This is a genomic window from Boseongicola sp., from assembly GCA_014075275.1.
In the GTDB taxonomy this organism is placed as follows: domain Bacteria; phylum Pseudomonadota; class Alphaproteobacteria; order Rhodobacterales; family Rhodobacteraceae.
This window is the reverse complement of record CP046179.1, coordinates 258,358-285,187: the sequence shown is the minus strand read 5'-3', so window position 1 is coordinate 285,187 and position 26,830 is coordinate 258,358. Positions and strand designations below refer to the sequence as shown.

Here is a 26,830-nt window from a genome sequence, read left to right as displayed (position 1 = left end):
GCTCAACCCTCTTTCACTGCGTCGTTGGGCAGGTCAGGAGCGACGGGCCGTCCGCGGGTGCGCGGTGGGTCTTCGCCAAGGATCCCGGAAGGTCGGAACATGATAATGCCGACCAACAGAGCGCCGTAGCAGAACAACTTAAAGTTTGGCACCATCAGTGCATATTCTGACGGCACCGGTGCATAGGTTTCGATCAGGATATCGAACAGCGCGAAGGTAGCGAAAATGCCGACAATAGCGCCGAAGTTGTGCCCTTTCCCACCAAGTACCAGCGCGATCCAAACCGCAAACGTTAGAGACGGCCCAAGGTGATATGGCACAAGGAATTGATGCAGAGGCGCTGAAAGCCCGCCAAGTATTCCCATTAGTGCACAGGTTATTACGAACATCATACGTTTTACCGAAGCGGTGTCCTTGCCAAGACTTGCCGCAAGTTCCTCGTTATCGCGGATCGCAATCAGCTGCCGACCAAGTCGGCTGTCACGGAGCCGTGCGGATACCCAGACAAGAATGGCGACGATAATGACAAGGAACGCCAGATACAGCGCATTGCGATTGTCGAAGTCGGCAAACGGGAAGCTGATGGTGCCGAGGCCTTTGACACCGCCAGTAAGTTGCTTTTCGGTAACCACAAGTGTGGCAACGATGGCAGCGAACGCCAATGTCGCGGCAAGTATTGCCTGCCCACTTCGTTGCAGGATCAGGCGCGCAAGAACGTAAGCCACGCCAGCTGTGATAATGGACGCTGCCACAATCGCAGGGATCAACGGGAAATCAAAGTTTACATAAAGAACAGCCGTGCCATAAAGGCCAAGGCCCCAAAACCCGACAACCCCGAAATTCGGAATACCGATCAGACCAAATTGCACGTGAAGGAGTTGCGCAAGTCCAATGTAGACTAGCATCAGCGAGAAGGAAAAAATCAGGTAGTCCATCAGGCTGTCCTCGCGCCACGGTAGGTGAGCACGCCAATGAAAGCCAAAAGCAGCACCACTTCGGAGTAGAGAGGCTTGGAGACAAGCGTGATGAAAGCAGTAAGGATGCCGGCCACGACGGCTGCCACAACTGCACCCCTAACTGACCCGACCCCAGCAACCACCGTGACCAACATCGTGATGAGAATGACATTCCATCCCATGTAAGGAGTGACCTGCGCGAAAACGCCCGAAAACACGCCTGACAATCCCCCGGCACACCCAGCGATGAACCAGATTGCAACGGAAGTTCGATGCGGATTGATGCCACTGGCCATGGCAAGATCATGGTTGTTTGCCAGGCCGCGCATCTGCTCACCGAGACCGGTGTGGTAGATCATCCAAAAGAGAATGCCCGCGGTGAGAAAAACCAGAACCAGCGCAACGAGTTGCAGGTTCGTTGCCCCCATACCAAGGAACCGCATATAGGTGATGTTCGGTTCGTCGAGGAATAAGTTCTCCGGACCAACAACGAGGATTAGGCCATAGCGAAGCATGAACGACACTCCGACCGAGAGAATTATCATCTCGGTCGGGCCGACACCCCGATTCAGGGCTGGGCGGAATATCGCATAGTAGACGGCAACACTAAGTGCTCCCGAAAGAAGCATCGAGGGCACAATTGCCATGTAGAAATGGAGCCCCATAACAACGTTGAAAAGGATCGCGAAGTAGGCGCCGAACGTGATGCTTTCGGCGTAGGCAATATTCATGAACCCGTTGAGATAGAAGATCAACGTGAAGCCCATCGCCGCCAGGATCAGCGGCGAGGCTTCAAGAAGGCCAATAAAGATCGCATCAAATAGAAGCATGATCGTCCTTTCGCGAACCCGTTGTTGAAGGTGTCGCGTCGGTAAGTTTTATTCCGCGAACTTCATATCCGCCGGATCGAAAGTCGTGACTTGGACGTACATCAGTCCGTCCCGAGTCACATAGGCGTCGGCCCCTTTGTATGGTTCGGCTAGCCAGTCGGCTTCTACGCGCCATGAGACATTGACCGTGTCGCCGATAGTTTTGACTTTTTCGGCGATGAAATTGGCGCCCAGAAAGCCGCCCTCGGATCGTGGCGTGCAGAAACCTGCGAAGACATCACCAATTGCGGGTCGTCCTTCGACCCAAACGCCATTTGGCAGAATAATCAGAATTTCTTCGGGATACTGAGCCATCAGCCGATCCCAATCGCAGGCATTGAGCGCATCGATGTGTTCGAAGGTTACGCGTTCAGCATTCGGCTGCATCACAAGCGGCGGTAGATCCCGTGCATGGCTTTCCGCCATCGCCTGCATTGGAGTTGCGGCAAGTGCGGCAAGTGCCAGCGCTTTCAAAGATTTCATTTTCGTATTCCTCCGTTTATCGGTCCCGCAGATGGACCCTCGTCAATTTTCAGTCACGTTGGGCTCACGCTGTCACCGGCCGCGATTGCAGCAGATAGATGTCTGACTTGTAGATTGCCCATTCGATGTCTTGTGGTTTGCCGTAGTGCTTCTCGAGGTTCACAGCCAAAGCGGCGAGACGTGCGAGTTCGTCTACTTCCATTACTCCGCCGTGGGGTGTTTCTGACTTCTTTTCTTTGCCTTTGCGATCAACGACGTAGTGATCTGGCGTCACCTCTCCTGAGACAACAGCTTCGCCTAATCCATATACAGCTTCGATTAACATCCGGTCTTTTCGACGCGTAACGGGATGGATCGAGAAGGCTACGCCGGCCTTGTCAGCATCGACCATTTTTTGCACCACAACCGCCATGCGGAGATCGTCAAGCGATCCTTTTTGGTCGCGATAGAACAAGGCACGCTCGGAGAAGAACGAGGCCCAACAATCGATGACCGCCTTGCGCACAGCCTCGTCGCCGAGGACGTTCAAATAAGTTTACTGCTGTCCGGCATAGCTTGCGGCCTCAGAATCTTCGGCGGAAGCCGAAGATCGCACTGCAACTTTGTCGCCGCCGAGTTCGTTGTAAGCAGTAATCACTTCTTGCGGGACAACGGCCGTATCTTCGACAAGCTTGACTGCCGCTGCGTGGTCTCGAGCTCGTGCAAAGTCCCTTAATTTCTCAACATCGACACTTTTCCCTAAAACATCGGCGGGAACAGTGAAACCACCGGGCACAGGAAGATCCTGTTGGGTCATGGAGGCAAGGCTTGCACCTTTACCCCCAGCATCAGCCACTTCGAGGCACCCCGGATCCTGAAACCAAAGCACAACTTCAGTCATCAATTATCCCCACTGCACGAACTGGGGCACCTGTCGTACCTACCCACTTGACGGGAAAAACGGAAAGCTTGAATCCGTGGGGCGGCAGATCGCCCAAATTGGTTAGGTTCTCAATATGCCAATAAGGTTCGCTCATCATGACCTTGTGCGCAGGCCAAAATGACTTGGTCTCGAACATGGCCCAGACCGGTGCGTCGTAGGTCGGCGCGTCAGTGCCAGTCACGAGGCAATCCTGAGAAATTAACCAACGTGTTGCCTCTGCACTCATTCCAACGTGATCGGTTAGATATCTATCTTGATCGTTGTATTCAGACGCTCCAGTTCGGATCAGCACGATATCTCGTGGCTTGAGCGTATATTCGATTTTTTCAAGCGCGGCTTTCATATCCTCGACCGTGATAGCAGCACCAAACTCAAGGTGCCGAAAGTCGAGCACCACGCCGTCGCCAAAGCAATATTCCAGCGGAATTCCTTCGGGACCTGGCGTCGAATCGTCGCCCATATGCTTGAGAGCATCCATATGGGTGCCGGCGTGATCGCTTACGGTGATTGAATAATGCGCGGTCAGATGATCTTCGCCAAACTCGTCTGCTCCTATCGCTTTTGCAAAGCCTTCCCAGCTGTCGACAACCTCCATCTTGGGCTGCGCGAGACGGGGAAAAACCTTCATGTCCTTATGGACCGGCATAGATAAATCGACAAAACGATATCCCATGGTTCGCATCCTTTGACAGTCTGGAAAGGGACCCTCCCCCAAATGGGAGAAATTTAGGAGAGGGTTAGGAGTCGCTGGCGTTACTTCAGGATTTCAACGAGTCCGGTCGTGCCATTCACACGAAGGATATCGCCGGTCACGATGTCTTTCGTCGCGATTGAGGTCCCAACCACCGCCGGAAGGCCAAATTCGCGAGATACCACTGCCGAGTGGGACGTCGTTCCACCGGCGTCAGTGACGAGACCCGAGATTTGCGTGAACAGAACCACCCAGGCCGGGTTGGTCATGCGGCAAACCAGTATTTCGCCTTCTTCGACGGTGTGGAACTGATCGAGCGAGGTGATAACGCGTGCTTTCGCTTCGATGACGCCGGGCGAAGCGGCCAGACCGGTGATCTCTCCTGCCTTTGTTGGCGGTTCGCGATAGAAGCGCTCGGGGAAACCCCAAAGACCGGCGTACGGGAAGGCCAACGCCTCTTCGGTTGCCGTGCCAATCCAATCAGGTGGGCGCTTTTCCGTTGCTTCTTCGTATTCATCGCGACGGTCCGATACGATCTCACGAGCGTCATAGGCGTCTTTGTCACCGACCAGCGCCCGGGCTTCGTTGTAGCGCAGGAACATAATGTCGTCGGCCTCGTCTATGATGTCATTCTCAGCCATTTTCTTGCCGACCGCCAACAAGACGGTGCGAAGTCGGGCGTTCGTTCCCTGGTCAATGTAGAAATGGTGGTCGGGGGTTAGCGGATTCATCCGCAAGGACATATCGAGTGCGGCTTGTAGCTTTTCTTTCGCCTCGCCCTCGAGGCCTTCCATGCATTCGGCGATCGCGGCGTTTAGGTCGTCTTCTACACCTTTGATCGTCGCCGGATAATCATAATCTGAAATCAGATAACCACGCACAGCTTCAATAGCCGGGCCCGGACTCTCGACCCAAAGTGGGAACATTACCTCGTGCGACCAGAGCGCTTTGTGGCCGAACTCCTGTAGATACGGCTCCAGTTGATCTTTGATCAACGCTTGACCATCGGCGGAAGCTGCGAGAGCAATCATGACCTCTGAAGCAGTTGGTGCTTCGAACGCTTTCTCAAGCGTTGCGTTGCCCTTAACAGTCTCCTTCATCTTCCAAAGACCTTCGACCGAGTCCCAATTGCGGTCTACTACCGAACTTTGCAGGCGTCCTTTTAAATCAGGGCTGGCATCCGGCTTGAATTCATCAATTGCGGCGTTTAGCGCTGTAGTTGATGAGAATTGCGAAAAGTTCAGCATCCAATGGATTTTCCAATGACGATCATGGATGTCGATCATGTCTTCCAGTAGAACCGCCAGCGCAGTCAAGCTTGCGCCATCTTTGTCGAAGTTATCGATATATGCGAAGTTTGTTTGCATCTCGGGAAGAATTCGGTCTTTCCACCAATCAAGGAAATTCTCGGCGTAATGCGGCAGCACGTTGCCAAGATATGCCCCAATTTTGCCGGCATACTCCTCGTCTTGGGGTACGCGTGGAACGTAGCGGTTTTGATATTCCATTGCTTCGACATGGATGCCCGGCGTGGCAGGTAGAGCCGCAGTGTAAAGGTAGCCGTTGACGTTCTTAGCCACCCAGGCGCTGACTTCAGACAATGCTTGGTATCCCCGCATTGGTCGATATGATGGCGATGCGCGACGTTCTTGTCGAAAATGGCGGCAACCCTGACCTAGTCGATATGAGCCTACCGGTTGACCTTGTGATAGATCATTCCATGACGATCAATCATTGGGCCGAACGCTTTGCTCTTGCCCAGAACATGGACCGTGAATTTGAGGTCAACCGAGAACGGTTTGCGTTTCTCAAAGCCTGCGAATCGCGGTTTGCCAATCTGCGTGTTGTCCCTCCCGGTGGCGGGATCTGCCATCAGGTAAATCTTGAGTATCTGGGCAAAACCGTTCACCCGTCTGTTGATGATCCGGCCTTACTTATCCCGGACACATGCCTTGGCACCGACAGCCATACCACAATGATCAATGCACTTGGTATTTTGGGTTGGGGCATTGGCGGTTTGGAAGCCGAGGCACTGTTGTTTGGTGAAACGTCACCAGTGAATGTGCCCGATGTGATTGGTCTGCGTGTTACCGGCACGCCATCGGATCAAATCACCGCCACTGATATCGCCCTGGTGATTGCCGAGCGGCTTCGAGCCCACGGTGTAGTTGACAAATTCGTCGAAATGTTCGGACCAAGCTATCGCCATTTGACGGTTGCTGATCGAGCGACAATCGCCAACATGTCGCCGGAGTACGGATCCACCGTGGTTTTTTGCCCGGTCGATGACAACACGCTACGTTATCTACGCGAAACAGGTCGCGGGGAAGATCATGTGCGGCGGACCGAAGCCTTTTGCCGGACGCAAAACATGTGGATCGACGCGACAAGCAAAGTGGCAGAATATGACGAGGTTATTGAGTTGGATCTCAGCAATGTCGGGCGTTCGATCTCTGGGCCGTCGCGCCCAGAACAGCGTATCGACTTGGTTTCTGCAACTGGCACTCTGGCATTGAAAGACGAGATTGCAACTGCCCGCAGATTTCCCGTTGAGGGCGCAGAGCACGATATCGGCGATGGCGATGTGATCATCGCGGCTGTCACCAGCTGCACCAACACAGCCAATCCGCGCAACATGGTGCTTGCCGGACTGATGGCAAAAAATGCCGTCGCAAGAGGTTTGAAGGTTGAGCCGCATGTCAAAACGTCGCTTGCACCAGGATCGCGAGTTGTTGCGAGTTACCTGAAAGACAGTGGATTACAGGACGCACTAGATCAACTGGGGTTCGAGATTGCTGCGTTTTCTTGCTCGACATGCAATGGCATGTCCGGCCCACTCCGCCCCGCTCATGAAGAAGTCATTCGCGCCCATGATATCAAAGGTGTGGCTGTGCTATCGGGTAATCGAAACTTTGCCGGCCGTATTCATCCGCTCGCCTCGCGCAATATGATCGCATCGCCACCGCTTGTAGTCGCATATGCGCTAATGGGGACGATCTTAAAAGATATTACGACTGAACCATTGGGGTTTGACGGCGATGGGGCACCAGTAATGCTGGACGACCTTTGGCCCTCTGCAGAAGAAGTCAGCGGAATTATTGAGGCGCATGTGACCCCTGACAGTTTCAACCACAACTATGGCGAAATCGCCAATGTAAACGATCATTGGAACGCGCTCGAGGCCGGTAGCGGGGCCTATTCATGGGCACCGTCCACCTACGTCAGTTTTCCGCCCTTCGTGAAGTCAATCACACCCACAAACGACAACTTGCCACATCTCAACAACCTGCGCCCCTTGGCCATTCTGGGTGACTCCGTCACGACCGACCATATATCACCTTCAGGCACGATCACGCCGGCTTCAGAGGCCGGGAAATTCCTTACGGCTCATGGTGTCAGCCCCCGCGATTTCAACTCGTTCGGCACGCGGCGCGGAAATTCGGATGTCGTCATTCGTTCAACATTTGCAAACTACCGGCTGCGCAACGAGATGACGCCAGACAAGGAAGGCTCGTGGACTCGCATTGAGCCGGAAGGAGATGTAGCAACCATTTTTGAAGCGATTTGTGCATACAAATCCCGTGATCAAAAACTGGTTGTCATCGGCGGCAAAGAATATGGCTGCGGATCTTCGCGGGACACTGCCGCCAAGGCACCATGGCTGGCCGGTGTGCGGGCGGTGATCGCTGAAAGTTTCGAACGAATTCACCGCTCAAATCTGGTGAATATGGGGATTGCTCCGCTGTGCTTTCCAACAGGCGTGTCACGTCTGACGCTTGACCTGGATGGGACCGAGGTGTTTGACATAACTTTGTCCGATGACCTGATGTCGGCCGACCTAACGATCAATCGCAAAAACGGCACGGTAGATAAGACACCGCTAGATTTGCGTCTTTACAATGATGCAGAGCGCGCGACATTTGCCGAGGGTGGATTGTTGCCCCGGTCCCTACGCAGTTTCCTAAGGCAGCCTGCATGACCCGAAAAACCCGCATAAGGGCGGCGTTTTATCGCGGAGGCACATCCAAGGCCGTAGTCTTCAACGGCGCGGATCTTCCAGCCGACCGCGAAGCTCGTGATCGAGTCTTTTTGCATGTGTTGGGTAGCCCTGACCGGTACGGACGCCAACTGGACGGTCTTGGCGGCGGTATTTCGTCACTGTCTAAAGTTGTCATCGTAGAGCCCTCAACCCACCCTGATGCAGATGTTGACTATACGTTCGTGCAAATTGCCGTCGATGCTCCAGTGGCAGATTACGGATCAACTTGCGGAAACATGTCGTCCGCCGTGGGGCCCTTTGCAGTTGAGGAAGGCCTTGTACCGGCTGTTGATGGCAAAACTACAGTGCGCATACATAACACCAACACTGGACAAATCTATCTGTCTGAATTTGAGGTCGAGGACGGTCAAGTCATAGAGGCAGGGGATTTTGAGGTGCCGGGCGTAACCCAAAGTGGCGCGCGCATCAAACTCGATTTTCTTGAGCCAGGTGGATCAATCACGGGCAAGATTCTACCCACAGGAAATGCAGTAGATATGCTAAAAGTGGCCGGATTCGGCACAATTGCGGTCTCGATGGTGGATGCGGCAAATCCCGTCGCCTTTGTCCATGCAGCGGCACTCGAGCTAACTGCGACCGAGAGCCCATCATCGCTAGATGCGAACCGTGCCGTCATGGATAAACTGGACGCCATACGTCGCCGAGCTGCGGTTGCTATGGGCATGGCTGAAACACCCGAGCAAGCAACGCTGTCGAACCCTAAGGTTGCCATCGTGGGTCCGCCTGCTGCGTTCACTGCGCTTGACGGTCGAAAATATGAATCGAACTCGCATGATGTTTGTATCCGGCTGATCTCAATGGGGAACTTTCATCGCGCAATAACACTTACTGGCGCCATGTGCGTGGCGGTTGCGGCCAAGATCACTGGAACAATCGTTGCTGAGGCAACAGAGATCGATGGCTCGCTGAAGATCGGCAACCCCTCAGGTGTTTTGCCAGTAGATGCACATGTGACCAAGAATGGTTCGGGCTACAAAGCTGTTTCTGCAACCACTTTTCGGACCCAACGGCGCATTATGGAAGGCAGCGTGTTGTGTCCTGCCGATTTTAGGGCATCAAAAGTTGCAACATGACAGATCAACGTTCAAACATAGTGGTAGCGTGCAGTATCCACTATTCGCAAGAGAGGCGACGCGAGGAGCTGTGCAAACCAGCAATACCAAACAACAAAGAACTTTCGTAAGTGTCATAAAGGGAGGAACCACATGACAATAACTAACTTCACTAGACGAACCGCAATGGCGGCTGCAACGGCAATGGCGGTTACAGGGCTCGTTAGCCCTGCATCTGCCGACAGTCATCAGGTTGTGGACAGCATTCACTTTTTGATCCCGGGCGGCGCAGGCGGTGGCTGGGATGGCACGGCTCGTGGCACAGGAGAAGCTCTGACCGGAGCCGGTCTTGTTGGCAGCGCGTCATACGAGAATATGTCTGGCGGTGGTGGTGGCAAGGCCATTGGCTACATCATCGAAAACGCAGACAGTAACCACGGCACACTGATGGTTAACTCTACGCCAATCGTAATCCGTTCGCTGACCGGTGTGTTTCCGCAAAACTTCCGTGATCTGACATTGGTTGCCGGAACTATTGGCGATTACGCTGCGTTGGTTGTGGCCGCTGAAGGTGGTGCTGCGGATCTTAGCGGTCTGATCGATGCTTTCAACGCTGACTCGAACGCGGTTGCCATCGGTGGCGGCTCTGTTCCAGGCGGCATGGATCACCTCGTTGCTGCAATGGTGTTCCAAGCTGCTGGCGCTGATCCAGTTGCGATGAAATACGTACCCTATGATGGCGGCGGCGCCACAATGGCGGGACTGTTGTCTGGCGAAGTTCAGGCGGTTTCTACCGGCTTCTCCGAAGCGATTGAGTTGGCAAAAGCTGGCGAAGTGCGCATCATCGGCGTGACTGCGCCAGAGCGTGTCGATTCCTATGCTGACGCTCCGACAATGGTCGAGCAGGGTAACGACACCACCTTCGTAAACTGGCGCGGCTTCTTTGCAGCTCCGGGTCTGCCTGCGGACAAGCTGACAGCGTATCAGGGTGCCATTGCGAAAATGTACGAGACTCCTGAATGGGAAGCGGTACGTGCGCGCAACGGTTGGGTGAACATCCATAACCCAGGCGACGACTTTGAAGCGTTCCTCGAAAACCAAGAAAAGGTGATCGGCGATCTGATGAAAGAGCTTGGCTTCTTATAAGCTGAAAAATATGGCCGCGCGACGCAATTCGCGCGGCTTCTACATATAGACGGAGAGGACAGACCAATGGCACTCGACCGGTGGATTGCGTTCATCATTTTACTCATATGCTTGGCATATGGATATGCAGCGTATTTCTCGATGGATCAGCTTTTACCGCCGATCTTGCAACGCAGCCCGATCTGGCCGTCGAGCTTTCCTAAAGTCTTGTCCGTTGGAGCGATCTTGTTTGCGTTGATAATCCTTCTTGGACTGGAAAAATCCCCGGAAAACGACAAAGTTGCCGATATCAACCTATCTCGGTTGGGCGACTACAACATCGGTCAGGCATTGGTGTTGATCGGAATGATGATTGGCTATGCAATTTTGCTTCGGCCCCTGGGGTTTCTCGGATCAACATTTCTGTTTCTATTCCTTGGCAGCTTTTCTTTAGGCGAGCGTCGCTATCTGGTCATGGCAATCGTCTCCGCGATTGCCGCTGCCGGGATCTGGTATCTCGTCGATAGCGTGTTGGGAATTTTCTTGCGGCCATTGCCGCTGTTCTTGACAGGAGTTTGATATGTTAGAAGGTCTCCTGCTTGGTCTCTCGACAGCATTTTCGTTCACAAATCTACTTCTTGTAATCGGTGGATGTCTGATAGGCACCTTTATTGGCATGCTGCCAGGTCTTGGACCTATGTCCATCATCGCGATTATGATCCCAATTGCGATTACGATCGGCGATGCAGCATCCGCGTTGATCCTACTGTCCGGAGTCTACTATGGTGCCGTCTTTGGTGGTTCGACCTCTTCCATTTTGATCAATGCCCCGGGGGTGGCCTCAACTGTTGCCACCAGTTTTGATGGCTATCCGCTGACTCGTCAGGGCAAAGCGGGCAAGGCACTGACTGTTGCCGCCATTTCTTCGTTTGCCGGCGGTACAATCGGCGCAATCTTGTTGTTAATTTTCGCGCCAGCGCTGGCCTCTGTGGCATTGCTGTTCCATTCGGCAGAATACTTTGCATTGATGGTTGTCGGTCTGTCGGCGATTGCTGCATTTGCCGGCACCGGGCAAGTTAGCAAGGCGCTACTGATGGCCTTTCTGGGCCTCATCATGGCGACGGTCGGTGAAGGCGTCTTGTTTAATGCCGCGCGCTTCACAATGGGTATCAGCGATTTGCAGTCGGGCTTTGGCTTCGTGACCATTGCCATGGCCATGTTTGCCTTACCCGAGGCGATTTACCTAATCCTTGACCCCGCTCGCTCCAAGTCCGCTGACGGCGGAGAAAACAGCGAGATCAAAGATCTGCGAATTTCACGCGAAGAAGCCAAGGCGATTACCCCAGTCATCGCCCGCCAGTCGCTGCAAGGCTTTTTTATCGGCGTCTTGCCGGGTGCTGGTGCCACAATCGCGTCATTCTTGGGCTACGCTGTAGAACGCAATATCGCACCAAAAGAGGAACAGGAACAGTTCGGCAAAGGCGCGATCAAGGGCGTCGCCGCCCCTGAAAGCGCTAATAACGCCGCCTGCACAGGCTCGTTTGTACCACTTCTGACACTGGGTATTCCCGGCTCTGGCACCACAGCCATCCTGTTGGGCGCATTGATCGCGCTTAATGTCAGCCCTGGCCCACGTCTGATGATCGATGAGCCGCAAATCTTCTGGGCGGTGATTATCTCGATGTATCTGGGCAATTTGGTCTTGCTTATGCTGAACCTGCCACTCATCCCCTACATCGCCAAAGTCCTTGCTGCTCCGCGGAACTATCTGATCCCGTTCATTCTGTTTTTCACATTGATGGGCGCGTATATCGGTCAGAACAATGCCACGGAATTGTTACTTCTAGTTGGGTTTGGCATATGCGCGACGGTCTTGCGGTTTGCAGATTATCCCTTGGCGCCATTGCTGATTGGTTTCATCCTTGGCCCACTTCTGGAAAACAACTTCGCCAGAGCTATGCAGCTATATGACGGAATGTCCTTCATCTGGGAACGCCCCATGACGCTGGGGCTGCTATTGGTCGCAGCGCTGTTGATCGTGCTCCCAAGTTACCGAGCGCGCCGCGCCAGAATTCGCCACGAAGGGGTCGCCGACGGCGACTAAATCATTGTGAACTATTCGGAAGTGTTTGCGATTGGTTGCTACAGCGGTCGGCTTAGAAGGTGGGTGGAAAGTCCACTTTCTTGCAGCGTGGCGTAGCAATTGAACTTCCCAGTGTTGGAACTGATGCTCCGATTTCAAAGCATCTCGCCCAGCCTAAAAATCAAACGAATAAATATCGAGGATATCAATAAAGCGCATGTTCATCTGCAACACAGCACCTGTTACTCTAGGCTCAAAGTGGACCTCGGATGAGGCGCGGCATCAGTTGATTCGGGCGACTTACGTAGCCACAAACAGCCCAAATCCGACCTAGGTCGCTGAACGGTGATGCTCAGGCCAACCTTCCGAAAACAGCCGGTTTAGTGTGCAATAATTGCACTGGTCTAATGTCTGGACTGAGAGATAGAGCGCCATTTCGTTGCAAAATGACAGGTCTGTTTGGCCAATGCGGATCGCCCTTACTTTGTTTGCGCCTTCCACGCTGCAAGAAACTCATTTGCCATTGCAATGTCCTGCGCGGCGATCCCCGTCAGGTCAGCGATTGAGATTTGATCGGCATCCAAACGTCCTTGCCCAGTTCCGCACAAAATCGCCCCGATTTCATGGACGTCTTCCGCCTGAATCAAACCGCTCTTTGCCGCGCGAGAAACCTCGCCGTGGTCCAGACACTGCGATTTTATGTCAACCGCCAGAACATCAGCGCGCGCGATCAAATTGACGTCAAGTTCCTGTTTGCCCGGAGCGTCTGCGCCAACGGCTGAAATATGTGTTCCGGGTTGGACCCATTCAGATTTCATGAATGCCGTCGTCGAACCTGTGGCTGTGATGACGATGTCAGCCTGCCGGATAGCGGCTTCAAGGTCGACCGCAGGTTCAACATCTATATTCGGGCTGAGGTCCGCTACAAGCGCCGCCTGCTTTCCTTTATCGCGCCCCCAAACGCGAAATGATAGACGTGGCATCAGCGCAGCATGTGCCTCAATTTGACGACGCGCTTGAGGCACCGTTCCGACGACCAGGGCCTGTTTGCTATCGGGCCGCGCCAGTGCGCGACTGGCAATCGCGCCCCCTGTCTGAAGTCAGCGCCTATGGGTCCAATTAGGTTAATTTGATAAGAGAGTTTTGTTGGCTCATCGTAACCACTGAGGAGTGGGACATGAGACAGACAACTGGAACTCGCAGGAGCCCCGGCGAGAAGATCGTCAAAGAGATCAAGCGCGCGACGCGCAAACAGTATTCGTCAGAAGAGAAGATCCGGATCGTGCTGGATGGCTTGCGTGGCGAAGACAGCATTGCTGAGTTGTGCCGTCGTGAGGGAATATCTCAAGGTATCTACTACAAATGGTCCAAGGACTTCATGGAAGCTGGCAAACGGCGGCTTGCTGGAGATACGGCGCGTGCGGCTACGACCGACGAAGTCAAGGACCTGCGCCGCGAAGCCCGAGACCTGAAGGAGGTCGTTGCCGAGCAAACACTGGAACTGCGTCTTCTCAAAAAAAGCATGACCGGCGGTGGGGGCGACCAAGAATGAGGTATGCTGCATCTGAGAAGTTGGAGATCATCCGGCTTGTTGAGGGGTCGCATTTGTCTGCTCGTCGAACATTGGCAAAGCTGGGCATCCCCCGCACCACATTTTACCGTTGGTATGATCGGTATCGGCAGCGCGGCGACGCTGGCCTTGTGGATCAAGCGCCTAAGCCCAGACATGTCTGGAACCGCATCCCCGACGAAGTCCGGCGCAAGGTCGTCAAGCTGGCGCTGCAGGAGACGGAGCTGTCGCCGCGCGAACTGGCAGTGACGTTCACGGATCGGGAGCGCTACTTCGTCTCGGAATCTTCAGTCTATCGGGCCCTGAAGGCCCACGATCTGATCACCAGCCCGGCCTTTATCGTGCTCAAGGCGGCAAACGAGTTCAAAGACAAGACCACTGCGATCAACCAGCTTTGGCAAACCGACTTCACCTATCTCAAAGTGCTTGGCTGGGGCTGGTTCTATCTCAGCACAATCCTGGACGACTACAGCCGCTACATCATCTCGTGGAAACTCTGCACGAACATGCGGGCAGAGGACGTGACGGACACCCTGGATTTGGCGCTACAAGCATCAGGGTGCGATCAGGTTCACGTCATCCACAAACCCCGCCTCCTCAGCGACAACGGGTCCAGTTACGTCTCTGGCGATCTGGCTGAATGGCTGCAGGACAAAGGCATGAAGCATTCTCGGGGCGCACCATATCATCCCCAGACACAGGGCAAGATCGAGAGGTGGCATCAAACCCTGAAGAACCGCATCCTATTGGAGAACTACTTCCTTCCGGGAGACCTCGAAACCCAGATCGAAGCCTTCGTCGATCACTACAATCACAAGCGCTACCACGAGAGCCTGAACAACGTCACACCCGCCGACGTCTACTTCGGGCGTGACAAAGCCATTCTAAGACAACGGGAAAGGATCAAACGAAAGACGCTCGAAGCGCGGCGCTTGCATCACAGACAGCGCGCCGCATAATAACATCAACCAGACGAGCCAAACTCTTTACTTGTTTAAGCAACTCTTGGTTCCCAAAACCCTGACGACGGACAGGCTTGGCCATCTAAGATTTCCCGGCTCAACCGGTGCGAACCGCATCAAGAAATTCACTGGTTGATAGTACACCTGCAATTCCGGCCTAGTAGATGTCATCTCTGAGCACCGGCTCCAAAGCGTCTCTCCTAACTTCGCCACCGCACAACTCACGGAAACAACGGCACTATTTGCCACAGTCTCTAGTATCGTCGGTTTGAGAGATATGCCTGGCTGTGCAGACAATCTCGAGCTAACCAGTCTCAGCCGGAAATTCCCTGTTAACAGGGAAAATCCAGGGAAAACCACTGATCCTACCGATATTTGAGCTAGTCGCCTAAATTTCGGAAAAGAAAACAGATACTTGGCGCAACTTCCCTAATCCTGCATACAGGGAATTTCAGTTTGGTATCAGCGAATTTGTTTTGGCAAACAGGGAAGTGATGCCGGGCCTGATCCATGCCGAATGTTGTGTGATCTGCCCGAAATTTCTAGAACCGACGTTCGTACGTCGTGCAGTGAATGCTGGCTTTGTCCGGCGATTTCAACTGATCGCCGCAACACTCTCAGCGAACTTCTCAGGCGGTGTTTGATATTGCAAGGTCTTGCGGGGCCGCTCGTTGAGTTGACGGGCAATCGCGCTCAGCTTTGCCTGGGAATGGACCGATAAGTCTGTTCCGCGTGGCAGGTATTGGCGCAAAAGATGGTTGGTGTTTTCGTTTGACCCGCGCTGCCATGGGGAGTGTGGATCACAGAAGTAGACGTCGACATCCGTCGCCATCGTCAATCTCGGATGGTCTGCCAGCGCTTTGCCGCGATCCCAGGTCAGGGATTTGTAGAGTTCCTTTGGCAGTCGCTTCGATTGCTTGATCAGACCTGAGATCACGCTCTTGGTGTCCTTGTTGGTGACCTTTATCAGCATAACGTAGCGCGACTGGCGTTCGACCAAAGTGGCGACGTAGCTGTTTTTGGACCCGCCGATGAGATCACCCTCCCAATGTCCTGGTATCGCGCGATCCTCAACACTGGCGGGCTGTTCGCTTATCGACACTGCATCCTTAACCTGGCCCAGGCCGTTGCGTTTCAGGCTGGCATGTCTGGATCGTCGGATCGTGCGCCTGGCACGCAGATGGTTCAGGAGTTCTTTCTTCAGCACACCACGCGCCTGGATATACAGGCTTCGATAGATTGTCTCGTGCGACACCTGCTTGTTCACCTCTCCCGGAAAGCTGCGTTTTAGCCAACCCGCGATTTGTTCAGGTGACCATTTGCGGCGGAGCTTTGCAGATACTTCGCGGCTCAAGAATGGGTAGCAAGCAAGCTTGCAGGGCTTCGGTCGAAGGGCACGATCCCCTGCCGCCTGATCCGAAGCCGCTGCCCGATAGGCGGTGCGTCCGCCATTGCGCCGGACCTCACGGCTGATGGTCGAGGCCGCGCGACCCAATTGCGTCGCGATGGATCGGAGTGAACGGTTTGTGCTGAGCCCGCGCGATATCTCTTCACGTTCATCGAGAGACAAGGCCTGTCTGTGCCGCTTGCGTTCCGGCGGGCGAATACCACCCGTCGGAGAGATCACCGAAAACACCGACGAGGACTGCCGGTCAAACACACGGCCGATGGAACTCATCGACTCCCTTCGCTGCCAACGATCCCAAATCTCCGCGCGTTGTGCGGCTGAATAATAAATACGGCGGCGGTACTTCATGGCAAACACTCCATCTTTCCAAAAAGATTAAAGTGTTGCGTCCACCCGTTGAGGGCACCGGACAAAGTGAACAATGCCGCGCTGCATCTGACTGTCTGCTTTGGGTAATGGTTCACGGCGGATTCTGGACGAAATCGCGATGATACAAATCGTACTGACAATTCGCGTTTCCGGGTGGCGGCAACCGCTGACATCTTGTCTGAAATGTCGGCGGGAGACCCCTAACAATCTCGCACAAATGTTAGTCAGATCGCCCTTTCTGTGGAGGCACGACGTATCAACTCGATTGGCAAATTCACCGAAGTCTGCGGCGTGCCGGTTTCAAGCCAATGAGATATTAGTTCAGCGGCTTTTATCCCCATTTCTTCAACGCTCAACCGCACGGTTGTTAATGGAGGAAAGGTGAATTTTGACGCTGGCAGGTTCTCCATTCCCATGACGGACATGTGTGTTGGAACGGCAATGTCGCGGCTGTGCAGCCCGCTTAGAACACCGTGAGCTATCACGTCAGAGAAGCATAGGATACCGGTTGGCATGTAGGTTGATCTCAGTATTTCCGCTACCGCCCTAAATCCGCCTTCCATCGACATTTCGGCCTGAAAGAAATCAAAGGAAACATCCAGTTTGCTACACTTCAGCGCGGTGCAGCGCTGCCGCATTCTGTCGTTTGTGTCGGTTGGGCCATGGACCACAGCCACTTTCCGATGGCCTAGGTCTGCCAAATGAGTGGCCGCGATTTCTGCGGCCAGCCAATTTTCATATCCGACCGTTGGAAGACGCCCATTTTCCTCGAAATAGGAGATCGCGACGACCGGGAGTTGCGCATTGTCGATTAGCTCGAAGAACGCATCGCTGTGGTGAACTCCGGCCACGATCAGTGCCTCGGCACCAATTTCGATCAGTTGCTTTGCGCGTGCGCATTCAAGTTCAGGGTCGCCAAGGGTTTGCGCAACCATCAACGATAGACCTTTCCCGGATAGACGGTCTTCTACACCGTTGATCAATTTTGCATAGATTGCGCTGTCGATTGTCGGCAAAAGCGCGGCCACCATTCGGGAGCGTCCGCTATTGATCGCTCGTGCAGCGGCTGAAGGGACGAACTTTAGATCCGCGATTGCGGAGTTCACTCTGTCCCGAGTTTTGGCAGACACACGGTCGGGATAATTTAGAACCCGACTGACCGTCGCAACAGAGACATTTGCCTGTGCTGCAACGTCGCGCAGATTGGATCTCTTTTTGATCGGGCGTGTGTTCATTCAGGTGAGTCTAGATCATTTCTTGACAAATGTAACTAGTTTCAATCACTATGTAACTAGTTACATGGAGCGATTTATCGGAATGGGTGCCGGGTTTTCACTGCAGGATTTTTCGAACGTAGGGATGCGATCCCATTTCAGGGCGTTTCCTGGTTTTCCGTCCAATTCAGACCAAGAGCGCTATGCCCTTTCACCTCGCGGTGCGGTGGGAATACCGCTGAAGTCTGGAGATCTTGTTTCGATATCCGGCAATGTTGGTCGGGCGTTTGTGGTGGTATTTGGCGAGAGCGGCGAAGAAGCGGCGACCGCGCTGAACCTTGCGATTGATTGTCGATTGGATGGTCTGGCTTTTGATCGGGCAGAGGTTGAAGGGTGGGCGTCTGCGCGCGGAGTGTGTGCTCTCGACAGAGGTGCCTCGAGCATAGGCGAGAATTCTGTGACCAACCTTAAGGCGCGGGAAAACTGCACGGCGTGGTTCATTCTCACCGCCAATAGCGGCGATGTCGTCTCAGGGCATGAAGATGCCAAGGTTGAAATCTCCGTCGCCCGGGTTGGTGGTACGGTGCGAATTCCAGATCCTTTGGGCGCTGTATCGGAAGAATTCACTGTCACCCGCGGCACTGCTTTTGCCTATGAACTGGCCAAGGGCGAGGCAGTTCAGATCATCGATGTTGAGGGACAGCAATGCTCGGATTTCATGGCGTTTCGACTCCGTGGTCTGGATCGTGGTGCAGAGATAATGATCGACAGCACATCTACCCGATCACTGGTCCGCGGCTCCTACCCACGTCCGGGCCTTTTGGATAAGTTCTATGATCGCGACATGGCGCCGATGCTGCAAGTATTGCAAGACACCTGCGGACGTCATGACACTTTTGGACTTGCCTGTACTTCCCGGGGGTATGAAGAGCGCGGCTTCCCCGGTCACGTGAATTGTTCCGACAATATATCGGTAGCCACGGCGCGCTTTGGCGTGGCAGAACGGCGCGCCTGGCCTGCGATCAACTTCTTTTGGAACACCTGGATTGATCCGCATTCACACCATATTCAAACCGAAGAAAGTTATTCTCGTCCAGGTGACTATGTTGCCATGCGCGCAATGGACGATCTGGTTTGTGTGACGACGGCTTGTCCGGACGACATCGACCCGATCAATGGTTGGAATCCCACGGACATCCATGTGCGTGTTTACAACCCCGACATACCCATCCGCCGCGCCGTAGCGTATCGATCAAAAGAGGATTCCAGGATGTCCGTCAGTCGGGAAAGTGCGTTTCATGCGCGCATTGCGAATCTAACCAATGACCTTGTTCCGGCGCGTGATCTCTGGATGCCAAACTCTTTCCCTGCGGTAGGGACAATCGGGGAATATTGGGCGTGTCGGGAGGCCGTGACGGTCCAAGACATGAGCAGTCTCCGGAAATATGACATTGCTGGACCTGATGCCGAAGCATTACTGCAAAAGCTGCTGACCCGCGATATTTCACGGCTCGCCGTTTGGCGCGGCACCTATGCGCTTATGTGCGACGAGACTGGCGCGGTTGTGGATGACGGTACCCTGTTCCGTCTGGGTCCCCAACTGTTTCGTTGGTGTTGCGGGTCGGAAGAGAGCGCCCGCAGGATCGAGGCGATTGTTGCTTCAGAAGGTATGCAAGCGCGACTGATCGATATGTCCCACGCATTGGCGAACATTGCGGTGCAAGGTCCGAAAGCCAGAGACGTGTTGACCAATTTTGTTTTCACGCAGCCGCATGTGCCGTCAATCGATCAGATGAAATGGTTTGGTGTCACAGTGGCCCGCCTGCAAGACCGCGAAGGTGCACCGTTCATGTTATCGCGCACAGGCTATACCGGAGAACTAGGGTATGAAATTTTCTGCACCCAATCTGATGCGTTGCAAATCTGGGATGCTGTCATGGAAGCGGGCAAAGCACATGGCATATCTCCGATGGGAAATGCTGCGCTTGATATAGTCCGGATCGAAGCTGGACTGGCGGCGTCTGGGGCGGAATTTGATGCTGGTAACGATGCCTGGGAAGCTGGGTTGGGTTTTGCCGTGGATATGCGAAAACCTGACTTTGTTGGTCGCGACGCACTTGAACGCAACGCACGCGATCCGCGGCGAATTTTGAGCGGTTTGATCTTTGAGGGTAACGACGTGCCACTTCATGGGGCAGGCGTGTATCTGGATGAGCGCCAAGTCGGCGTTGTGACTTCAGCAACGCGATCACCTGCTTTGGGGTCGGGCATCGCCATGGCGCGGTTGGCTGTCGAATTCGCCGAGATTGGGACCACTCTTTCAGTCGGCATGATGGATGGCCACATGAAGCGTTTGCCAGCGACTGTAGCGGACATTCCCTTTGTTGACCCCAAGCGCGAGAGGGCGCGCGCGTGAGGACAAGCGGACCGTATATGCGGCGCGATCTGGCCCTTTGCAGTTGCTTAGGAGATGGGAACTGCCAAAGGGGTGTCGCGCTTTTCAAGGTAACTCCAAATTGCACGTGTGACGCGATTGGTCCTACTGCCATTGCGGAGCAACCGGATTTCAAGGGGCACATCCCAAGGGGCCTCACCCGTTCGCACCAATGCACCGGTCTCAAGATCAGGCGCGACAAGGCTCTTAGGCAGCCACGTGACCCCATCGCCTGCACGAGCGCGAATGCGCAGCGCCCCGGCCATCGCGTTTTCATAGACCGTGCGCAAACGTGGAGTAATTCCGTGCTGAGCAAATACTGGTTCGAGCAGATCGCCGATTGGTGCCGTTTGGCCAAATCGCAGAAACGGCAAGGTGCCCTCTTGGTCGTCGAAACTGAATTGCGGTGTGCCATCGGCCGAGGGCTTGCAAACCGGGATCAGTGTATCTGCACCGATTGTAATTGCATCCACGTTCCGGGTCGTGGGCGCGCTTTCGGCCCAGTATGCAACGACAAAATCGACTGCGCCTTGTTCCAGGTCCCGCATGCAGTTGGGCAGGTCATCCGCCCGCAGGCGCGACAAAATCGGACCGTAGGCATCTTCCAATGCTTGCAGCCAGGCAGGGTAGAACCGCCAACCGATCGAATGTTGGGTGCCAAAAGTAATCACATATTTGTCTGGCAAAGCCTGTGCTTCGCGAATGTGGCTGCGCTCTTGTTCGATGCGCACCAGAGCTTGCAGACCTGCTTCAAGCATTTGGCTTCCGGCTTCGGTCAAGCGCACAGGTTGGCGAGATCTGTCAACCAACAATGTGCCAACCCAATTTTCGAGCGACTTGATGCGCCTCGAAAAAGCGGGCTGGCTCAAGTTGCCAATTGCCGCGGCCTGCGAGAAGTTTCCAGTTTGCTGAAGGCGTTCAAGATCGCGAAAGAGAGACGTGTCCATAACAGTAGCATAATGCAAAATTTGCATAATGTCATTCTCACATGACATTGGAGCCCTTCAAGAAAGTATCGCAAGCTGACGCAACAGCTTTCAGCAAGGATATTGCAATGTCAGAGACCACAGTATTGACCCGCACAAGGTCCGGACTTGAATTAAATCGGTTTCCACGAACAGCATTGTGCCATCGCCCGACGCCAATTGAGTCAATGCCGCGATTGTCAGCGCACCTTGGTGGTCCGGAGCTTTTCATTAAGCGCGACGATTGCACCGGGCTGGCGACAGGAGGCAATAAAACCCGGAAGCTCGAGTTTCTCGTCGGTGAAGCCGTCGCTGCCGGCGCAGATATGCTTGTGACCCAAGGTGCTGTGCAATCTAACCATGTCCGCCAAACTGCGGCAGCCGCGTGCAAGGTCGGAATGAAATGCCATGTTCTGCTTGAACGTCGGGTTCCCGATCGCGAGGCGTCATATGAGGAAACCGGCAACGTTTTGCTGGATAATATATTCGGCGCTACGCATGATTTTCGCCCGCCGGGATTGGATATGAATGCTGAAGCAATCGCAGTTTGTGAAGATCTCAAGGCGCAGGGCAACACTCCCTACTTCATCCCGGGCGGTGGATCCAATCCTACCGGGGCGTTGGGTTATGCAAATTGCGCAGAAGAGATTGCCGAGTATTCCGCCGCAAACGATCAAAACTTTGATTGGCTGGTGATGGGTACGGGAAGCACGGGCACTCAGGCTGGGCTGGTAGCAGGGTTTCACGCTCTGGGTCATGATTTGCCGGTCATAGGGATCAGTGTGCGTCAGCCTCGCCCGCGCCAAATTGGGGCGGTTCATGCGCTAGCAAAGGCGACATGCGAAAAACTGGGCGTCAGCAGCGTTTCAGAAGACAAAATCCTGGTTGATGACGGCTATGTCGGCGAGGGCTACGGCATTCCGGCTGACAGCACACTTGAGGCCATCCACTTACTCGCGCGGCAAGAGGGCATTTTGCTGGACCCAGTGTATTCCGCAAAAGGTATGGCGGGATTGATTGGGCTTATCCGGCAAGATTTCTTTGCCGCGACCGACAAGGTGTTGTTCCTGCACACAGGAGGAGCAACGGCCCTGTTTGCCTATGAAAAACAAATACTTAAATCGATCAACTAAATCGCGCCCGTCAGAGGCGCAACCAACAGAGGAGATGAAAATGAAACATTCAATTAGGTCGCTGGGACTGGCGACTGCCATGGGCGTTTTGGCCGTTCCGGCCCTTGCTGCCGAAGAAGTGAAAATCGGCGTTCCGTCCTGGACCGGTGCCCAAGCGATTGCCTATCTACTGGGTGAGGTCGTGGAGTCCCGGATTGGTGGTCAAGTGGACTATATCCCTGGCAACAACGCGACGATCTTTCAGGCTATGGATCAGGGTAAGGGTGACATCGACGTCCATCCAGACGTCTGGCTTCCAAACCAAGAAAGCTTCACCAAAAAATATGTGGATGAAGCTGGAACAGTCACTTTGTCCTCTAACCCTTACCAAGGCAACCAGGGTTTCTGCGTCACTCAGGACTTCGGTACTGCCAACAATGTGACTGACATTGCCGATTTGGGACGCCCAGATGTGGCGTCATTGATGGATAGTGATGGCAATGGTCTAGGTGAGATGTGGATCGGTGCGCCAGGCTGGGCGTCGGCCAATGTCAATGAGGTCAAAACTCGAGACTACGGCCTCCTTGATTTTGTCGAACCAGTTCGGGCGGAAGAGAGCGTGAAGACTGCGCGTATCAAGGACAGCATCGCCAAAGGCGAGGGCTATGCGTTCTACTGCTATAAGCCACATGCCGTCTGGTTCATGTTTGACGTTCAAATGCTGACCGAGCCAACATTTGACCCAGCAAACTACCAGATGATTCAGCCTTCCGACGATGCCGATTGGTATGAAAAGTCGAAAGTTGCGACAAAAGATGCGCTGAAGGACGTGCAGATTGCGTGGTCAAATTCTTTGGTTGATCGTTCGCCAGCGATCGCAGAGTTCTTTGCTAACTTTAATTTGACTGCGGACGATGTCAGTCAATTGGCATTTGAGATCAGCTCGAATGGCCGTGAACCTGCAGCAGTGGCGAAAGATTGGATCGACGCAAACTCCGACCGCGTAGATAGTTGGCTCGGCCTGTAGAAATCGACGCTCAAACAAGAAGCGATGGCGCGCCTGAAATAGGTGCGCCATCGATACTCAAGCGGCGCAGGAAACGTGCAATATGACCGATCAGACAGTCATCGAAATCTCCAATGTTTGGAAGATATTCGGAGCAAATGCTCAGGCGGCGCTCACCGCCATCCGCGATAAAGACCTGGGAAAAGCTGAGGTTCTTGCTGAATATAACGCGGTTGTAGGAGTTGCTGACGTCAGCCTGTCCGTGAATCGCGGAGAAATTTTTTGCATCATGGGATTGTCGGGCAGCGGCAAATCCACATTGGTTCGACACTTCAACCGCCTTTTGGAACCTACTGCCGGAAAGATTGAAATTGAAGGCACCGATGTAATGGCGCTCGGCCCACGCGAGCTTCAGCGTTTTCGAAATCAGAAGATTGGCATGGTGTTTCAGAACTTTGCCCTAATGCCGCACCGGTCGGTGCTGGATAACGTTGCAATGCCGTTGGAGATCAGAAAGGTCCCGAAGAACGAACGCATGCGTCAGGCTGCAGCGATTCTGGACATTGTCGAGCTCGGAGCCTGGGGCTCTAAATTTGCTCATGAACTTTCTGGCGGTATGCAGCAACGAGTTGGCCTTGCACGCGCGCTTGCGGCGAACCCGGACGTTTTGTTGATGGACGAACCATTCTCGGCGCTGGATCCGCTGATCCGACGCCAGCTGCAGGACGAGTTCATCCGCCTCAGCAAAATTCTCAAGAAAACAACGATCTTCATTACACATGACCTCGACGAAGCTGTTCGGATCGGTGATCGCATCGCCATCATGCGTGACGGCAAAATGGTGCAAATGGGCACCGCCGAGGACATCGTGATGGAGCCCGCTGACGATTATGTTGCCGACTTTGTGGCAGGTATTTCGAGATTGAAAGTCGTACACGCCCACGCCGTCATGCAACCTATTGATGAATTTGTCGCCGCAAACGGCGGGCTTTCTCCGGATGCTCCGAAGGTCGACGAGGCAGAAAATCTCAGCACACTTATCAATCTCGCAATCGACGATGATCATCCGATTGTCGTGCAAACTGATGGCAAAGATTCTGGTGTCATTACACGCGCGGACCTCTTGCGCACCGTGATCGAAGGGACGGAAGTATCATGACCGACTTAGGCGTAAATCCCCTTGAAGATACGGAATCCGCTGCAGCTCAAGCCTATGCGGAAGAGAGGCGCCAGAATATTCGCGACTTCGTGCGCACCAGTCCTGAATACTACATTCGGATGTTTGACAAGATCGGTGCCTCTTCGAAATTCACACCGACGCTGAACGTTTTCGCCGGAATCTTTGGCCCGATATGGTTCGGCGCGCGAGGCCTCTGGAACTGGGCACTGCCGTTCTTGATTATCGAGGCATTAGCGATGGTTCAAATGGCGCGGGGGTTGTTTGGCGATCTTGGTGCGGAGGCTATGGAGCGTATTGCGTCAATTGAAGGTACGCTCGAGTTGCGTCGCCAGCAACTGGCTGCTGCGATCGAGAACAATACGGATCGCGTTGACGCATTCCGACGAACCGTCGACTCGCTGGAAGCAAATATTGGAGGGATTCGAGCCGAGGCCGAAGCCGCCGCTGCCGAAGGCCCCACAATTGCGCTGACGGGCCTGATTATTCTTTTGCTAGTTAAGGTCGCGCAGGCCCTGGTCGCAAATACGGCACTTGAAGGCCGGTTTTCTGACTGGCTGAGCGACCGCACGGTTCGGTCGGGATTGCCTGTTGCCGAGATCGTTTTCAGTGCAATTTTCATGGTGCTGGTCGTCTTTGCGGCAATGATGCACTACAGTTTTCCAGGGCGTTTCTCCCTTTTGTCAGACTTCCCGACTGATCCCGATATCCGGTTGGTCAGTATCGATAAAGTCGAAGCCTTTTTTAATTGGGCAGTCCTGAACGGCGACGCGCTATTTGATGCGATAACCTATTGTATTCGCCTAGTATTGGACGCCTTGGAGATCGTCTTTGTCAGCACACCCTGGATCGTGATTGCTTCGTTGATCATCCTGTTGACGTGGCTCACGGCGGGTGTGCGCATGGCAATTTATTCAGCCGGGTTCCTGTCCTACATGGGGCTTCTAGGCTTCTGGGAGAAGGCGATGACAACGTTGGCATTGCTGGGAACAGCTGCCTGTTTGTCTATCTTGATCGGTATTCCTTTGGGCATGTTTGCCGCCCGTCGCCCGCGCTTTTATGCGGCGATACAGCCAATCATGGATTTCATGCAGACGATGCCTGCATTTGTGTTCATGATCCCGGTGATTGCGTTCTTCGGCACCGGCAAGCCTGCCGCCGTTGTTACAACGATGATCTTTGGCGGCACGCCCGTGGTGCGTTTGACTGTATTGGGGCTTCGCGGTGTTCCGGAGAGTGTGCGAGAAGCGGCGATAAGTTTTGGTGCCAACAAGTGGTATCTGCTTACCAAAGTTGATTTGCCGCTCGCGGGGCCATCAATTCGCGCCGGTATCAACCAAACCATCATGCTTTCACTTGCGATGGTTGTCGTTGCATCGCTGATCGGGGCCAAAGGTCTTGGCGAAGATGTCCTTGAGGCTCTGCAATACGCTAACGTGGGGCAGGGTATTTTGGCTGGTTTCTCGATCCTCTTTTGCGCCATGATCCTTGACCGAATTGTGCAGGGCGGGCGCAAGTGACACCCTTGGTGCTTGTCCATGGCTTCATGGGTGGCAGCGATCAATGGGGACCGCAAAAGAACCTTGCCGCCGATCTAAAGTTGATCCGGCTTGACCTGCCAGGGTATGGGCGCGCGGCCGACCAGAATGCCATTGCGTCCATAGATGGTATGGCAAGATGGGCATTGGATCACTTGGCCGACATGGGAATTAGGACGTTCGACCTGTTGGGGCACTCCATGGGCGGGATGGTCGTCCAAGAGATGGTTCGCCAGGAGCCTGAGAGGATCAGAAAGTTGATTCTATACGCAACCGGGCCCACAGGCGTGTTGCCGGATCGGTTCGAACCGATTGAGACATCTATTGCGCGGGCCACAGCGGACGGTGCTGAGACCACGGCGCGCCGCATTGCCGCTACTTGGTTTCTCGACGAACAAAGTGTCGATGACAATGCGGGCTGCCTTGATCTTGCAGCGCGAAGTGGTTTGCCTGCGATACTGGCGGGACTGGAAGCAATGCGAGGATGGTCTGGAGAAGACTATTTGAGTGAAATAGCTGCCGATACGCTGGTCATTTGGGGCGATCAGGATCGGACTTATGGTTGGCCGCAAGTCGAGCAGCTCTGGATGACTATCCCAAACAGTCATTTGGCGGTGCTTCCACTCTGCGCGCATGCAATTCACCTGGAAAAACCGAAATTTTTCAATGCTATACTGATGGATTTTCTTTCTAAGTAGGCGGCGCGGACTTCATTTGCGCGGAAGGAAATCCGTTTCCCCCGCAATTCAAGGAGGAGAAAAAGAAGATGTTGTCTTCCGCTTCATAGCTCTTGGCCAACTTCTAACTTGTCTCGACAGTTAGTGCATGACTGGC

General features: G+C 54.1%; 21 protein-coding genes and 1 pseudogene. 12 read left to right on the top strand and 10 right to left on the bottom strand.

The window, feature by feature from the left end; translation table 11 throughout:
- Nucleotides 1–2: 2 nt before the first annotated feature.
- The 6 genes and pseudogenes from GKR98_01525 to GKR98_01500 all read right to left on the bottom strand — a co-directional run bounded on the left by GKR98_01525 (nt 3) and on the right by GKR98_01500 (nt 5,540).
- Nucleotides 3–935: a hypothetical protein gene (locus GKR98_01525; protein QMU56994.1), complete on the bottom strand. Its 933-nt coding sequence runs from the start codon at nt 933–935 to the stop codon at nt 3–5.
- Nucleotides 935–1,786 (bottom strand): hypothetical protein, encoded by an 852-nt coding sequence (locus GKR98_01520; protein ID QMU56993.1) that lies wholly within the window; start codon nt 1,784–1,786, stop codon nt 935–937. The genes GKR98_01525 and GKR98_01520 overlap by 1 nt, the downstream gene beginning before the upstream one ends.
- Before the next feature lie 48 nt (nt 1,787–1,834).
- Entirely contained in the window at nt 1,835–2,308 is a 474-nt protein-coding gene (locus tag GKR98_01515) for a hypothetical protein (protein ID QMU56992.1), read from the bottom strand.
- Nucleotides 2,309–2,372: 64 nt separating this feature from the next.
- Nucleotides 2,373–3,188 (bottom strand): annotated as a pseudogene (locus GKR98_01510) (pyruvate, water dikinase).
- Nucleotides 3,181–3,903: a cyclase family protein gene (locus GKR98_01505; GenBank protein ID QMU56991.1), complete on the bottom strand. Its 723-nt coding sequence runs from the start codon at nt 3,901–3,903 to the stop codon at nt 3,181–3,183. Before GKR98_01505 ends, GKR98_01510 begins: the two are co-directional and overlap by 8 nt.
- Before the next feature lie 80 nt (nt 3,904–3,983).
- A complete protein-coding gene (locus GKR98_01500) occupies nt 3,984–5,540 on the bottom strand; it encodes a PEP-utilizing protein (GenBank protein QMU56990.1) in 1,557 nt (518 codons plus the stop codon).
- Between GKR98_01500 and acnA the strand changes: the two genes are divergently transcribed.
- The 5 genes from acnA to GKR98_01475 all read left to right on the top strand — a co-directional run bounded on the left by acnA (nt 5,522) and on the right by GKR98_01475 (nt 12,262).
- Nucleotides 5,522–7,900, top strand: a complete 2,379-nt coding sequence (gene acnA, locus GKR98_01495) for an aconitate hydratase AcnA (protein ID QMU56989.1) — start codon at nt 5,522–5,524, stop codon at nt 7,898–7,900. The two genes, GKR98_01500 and acnA, sit on opposite strands and share 19 nt — an antisense overlap.
- Nucleotides 7,897–9,054, top strand: a complete 1,158-nt coding sequence (locus tag GKR98_01490; GenBank protein QMU56988.1) for a PrpF family protein — start codon at nt 7,897–7,899, stop codon at nt 9,052–9,054. The genes acnA and GKR98_01490 overlap by 4 nt, the downstream gene beginning before the upstream one ends.
- A 165-nt stretch (nt 9,055–9,219) precedes the next feature.
- On the top strand, nt 9,220–10,179 hold the full coding sequence (locus tag GKR98_01485) for a tripartite tricarboxylate transporter substrate binding protein (protein ID QMU59931.1): 960 nt from the start codon (nt 9,220–9,222) through the stop codon (nt 10,177–10,179).
- Nucleotides 10,180–10,245: 66 nt separating this feature from the next.
- Nucleotides 10,246–10,737, top strand: a complete 492-nt coding sequence (locus GKR98_01480; protein QMU56987.1) for a tripartite tricarboxylate transporter TctB family protein — start codon at nt 10,246–10,248, stop codon at nt 10,735–10,737.
- A 1-nt stretch (nt 10,738) separates the two neighbouring features.
- Nucleotides 10,739–12,262, top strand: coding sequence for a tripartite tricarboxylate transporter permease (locus tag GKR98_01475; protein QMU56986.1), 1,524 nt, complete (start codon nt 10,739–10,741; stop codon nt 12,260–12,262).
- Between the two features lie 458 nt (nt 12,263–12,720).
- Here the strand turns inward: GKR98_01475 and GKR98_01470 are convergent, their stop codons facing one another.
- Nucleotides 12,721–13,323 (bottom strand): hypothetical protein, encoded by a 603-nt coding sequence (locus GKR98_01470; protein QMU56985.1) that lies wholly within the window; start codon nt 13,321–13,323, stop codon nt 12,721–12,723.
- Nucleotides 13,324–13,418: 95 nt separating this feature from the next.
- On the opposite strand from GKR98_01470, the gene GKR98_01465 reads away from it, so the two are divergent.
- Nucleotides 13,419–14,770, top strand: a protein-coding gene (locus GKR98_01465; protein ID QMU56984.1) for an IS3 family transposase whose coding sequence is annotated in 2 segments (ribosomal slippage) — nt 13,419–13,754 and nt 13,757–14,770 — 1,350 coding nt in all. Because the reading frame shifts where the segments join, the coding sequence is not laid out codon by codon here.
- 598 nt (nt 14,771–15,368) lie between these two features.
- Here the strand turns inward: GKR98_01465 and GKR98_01460 are convergent.
- Both GKR98_01460 and GKR98_01455 read right to left on the bottom strand, forming a co-directional pair.
- Nucleotides 15,369–16,529, bottom strand: coding sequence for an IS30 family transposase (locus GKR98_01460; protein QMU56983.1), 1,161 nt, complete (start codon nt 16,527–16,529; stop codon nt 15,369–15,371).
- A gap of 245 nt (nt 16,530–16,774) precedes the next feature.
- The gene (locus tag GKR98_01455; protein ID QMU56982.1) at nt 16,775–17,785 is read right to left on the bottom strand and encodes a LacI family DNA-binding transcriptional regulator; all 1,011 of its coding nucleotides are present in this window, start codon (nt 17,783–17,785) and stop codon (nt 16,775–16,777) included.
- A gap of 82 nt (nt 17,786–17,867) precedes the next feature.
- On the opposite strand from GKR98_01455, the gene GKR98_01450 reads away from it, so the two are divergent.
- Nucleotides 17,868–20,180, top strand: a complete 2,313-nt coding sequence (locus GKR98_01450) for a DUF1989 domain-containing protein (GenBank protein QMU59930.1) — start codon at nt 17,868–17,870, stop codon at nt 20,178–20,180.
- A gap of 47 nt (nt 20,181–20,227) precedes the next feature.
- On the opposite strand, the gene GKR98_01445 is transcribed toward GKR98_01450, so the two are convergent.
- Nucleotides 20,228–21,145: a LysR family transcriptional regulator gene (locus GKR98_01445; GenBank protein ID QMU56981.1), complete on the bottom strand. Its 918-nt coding sequence runs from the start codon at nt 21,143–21,145 to the stop codon at nt 20,228–20,230.
- Between the two features lie 107 nt (nt 21,146–21,252).
- Between GKR98_01445 and GKR98_01440 the strand changes: the two genes are divergently transcribed.
- The 5 genes from GKR98_01440 (at nt 21,253) to GKR98_01420 (ending at nt 26,694) form a co-directional block, all read left to right on the top strand.
- On the top strand, nt 21,253–22,296 hold the full coding sequence (locus GKR98_01440) for a D-cysteine desulfhydrase (protein QMU56980.1): 1,044 nt from the start codon (nt 21,253–21,255) through the stop codon (nt 22,294–22,296).
- A 40-nt stretch (nt 22,297–22,336) separates the two neighbouring features.
- A complete protein-coding gene (locus GKR98_01435; protein QMU56979.1) occupies nt 22,337–23,302 on the top strand; it encodes a glycine/betaine ABC transporter substrate-binding protein in 966 nt (321 codons plus the stop codon).
- Nucleotides 23,303–23,384: 82 nt separating this feature from the next.
- Nucleotides 23,385–24,440 (top strand): betaine/proline/choline family ABC transporter ATP-binding protein, encoded by a 1,056-nt coding sequence (locus GKR98_01430; GenBank protein QMU56978.1) that lies wholly within the window; start codon nt 23,385–23,387, stop codon nt 24,438–24,440.
- Complete coding sequence (locus GKR98_01425; GenBank protein ID QMU56977.1) at nt 24,437–25,978, top strand: ABC transporter permease subunit; 1,542 nt, start codon at nt 24,437–24,439, stop codon at nt 25,976–25,978. Before GKR98_01430 ends, GKR98_01425 begins: the two co-directional genes overlap by 4 nt.
- Nucleotides 25,975–26,694 (top strand): alpha/beta fold hydrolase, encoded by a 720-nt coding sequence (locus GKR98_01420; protein QMU56976.1) that lies wholly within the window; start codon nt 25,975–25,977, stop codon nt 26,692–26,694. Before GKR98_01425 ends, GKR98_01420 begins: the two co-directional genes overlap by 4 nt.
- Nucleotides 26,695–26,830 lie beyond the last annotated feature (136 nt).

Bases quoted from the DNA above. Each gene is read 5' to 3' on its own strand.
- GKR98_01480 (QMU56987.1), top strand. From the start codon at position 10,246: ATGGCACTCGACCGGTGGATTGCGTTCATCATTTTACTCATATGCTTG.
- GKR98_01520 (QMU56993.1), bottom strand. From the start codon at position 1,786: ATGCTTCTATTTGATGCGATCTTTATTGGCCTTCTTGAAGCCTCGCCG.
- GKR98_01490 (QMU56988.1), top strand. From the start codon at position 7,897: ATGACCCGAAAAACCCGCATAAGGGCGGCGTTTTATCGCGGAGGCACA.
- GKR98_01460 (QMU56983.1), bottom strand. From the start codon at position 16,529: ATGAAGTACCGCCGCCGTATTTATTATTCAGCCGCACAACGCGCGGAG.
- GKR98_01505 (QMU56991.1), bottom strand. From the start codon at position 3,903: ATGGGATATCGTTTTGTCGATTTATCTATGCCGGTCCATAAGGACATG.
- GKR98_01515 (QMU56992.1), bottom strand. From the start codon at position 2,308: ATGAAATCTTTGAAAGCGCTGGCACTTGCCGCACTTGCCGCAACTCCA.
- GKR98_01435 (QMU56979.1), top strand. From the start codon at position 22,337: ATGAAACATTCAATTAGGTCGCTGGGACTGGCGACTGCCATGGGCGTT.
- GKR98_01500 (QMU56990.1), bottom strand. From the start codon at position 5,540: ATGCGGGGATACCAAGCATTGTCTGAAGTCAGCGCCTGGGTGGCTAAG.
- GKR98_01525 (QMU56994.1), bottom strand. From the start codon at position 935: ATGGACTACCTGATTTTTTCCTTCTCGCTGATGCTAGTCTACATTGGA.
- GKR98_01445 (QMU56981.1), bottom strand. From the start codon at position 21,145: ATGGACACGTCTCTCTTTCGCGATCTTGAACGCCTTCAGCAAACTGGA.
- acnA (QMU56989.1), top strand. From the start codon at position 5,522: ATGCTTGGTATCCCCGCATTGGTCGATATGATGGCGATGCGCGACGTT.
- GKR98_01425 (QMU56977.1), top strand. From the start codon at position 24,437: ATGACCGACTTAGGCGTAAATCCCCTTGAAGATACGGAATCCGCTGCA.
- GKR98_01485 (QMU59931.1), top strand. From the start codon at position 9,220: ATGGCGGCTGCAACGGCAATGGCGGTTACAGGGCTCGTTAGCCCTGCA.
- GKR98_01440 (QMU56980.1), top strand. From the start codon at position 21,253: ATGTCAGAGACCACAGTATTGACCCGCACAAGGTCCGGACTTGAATTA.
- GKR98_01455 (QMU56982.1), bottom strand. From the start codon at position 17,785: ATGAACACACGCCCGATCAAAAAGAGATCCAATCTGCGCGACGTTGCA.
- GKR98_01450 (QMU59930.1), top strand. From the start codon at position 17,868: ATGGGTGCCGGGTTTTCACTGCAGGATTTTTCGAACGTAGGGATGCGA.
- GKR98_01430 (QMU56978.1), top strand. From the start codon at position 23,385: ATGACCGATCAGACAGTCATCGAAATCTCCAATGTTTGGAAGATATTC.
- GKR98_01475 (QMU56986.1), top strand. From the start codon at position 10,739: ATGTTAGAAGGTCTCCTGCTTGGTCTCTCGACAGCATTTTCGTTCACA.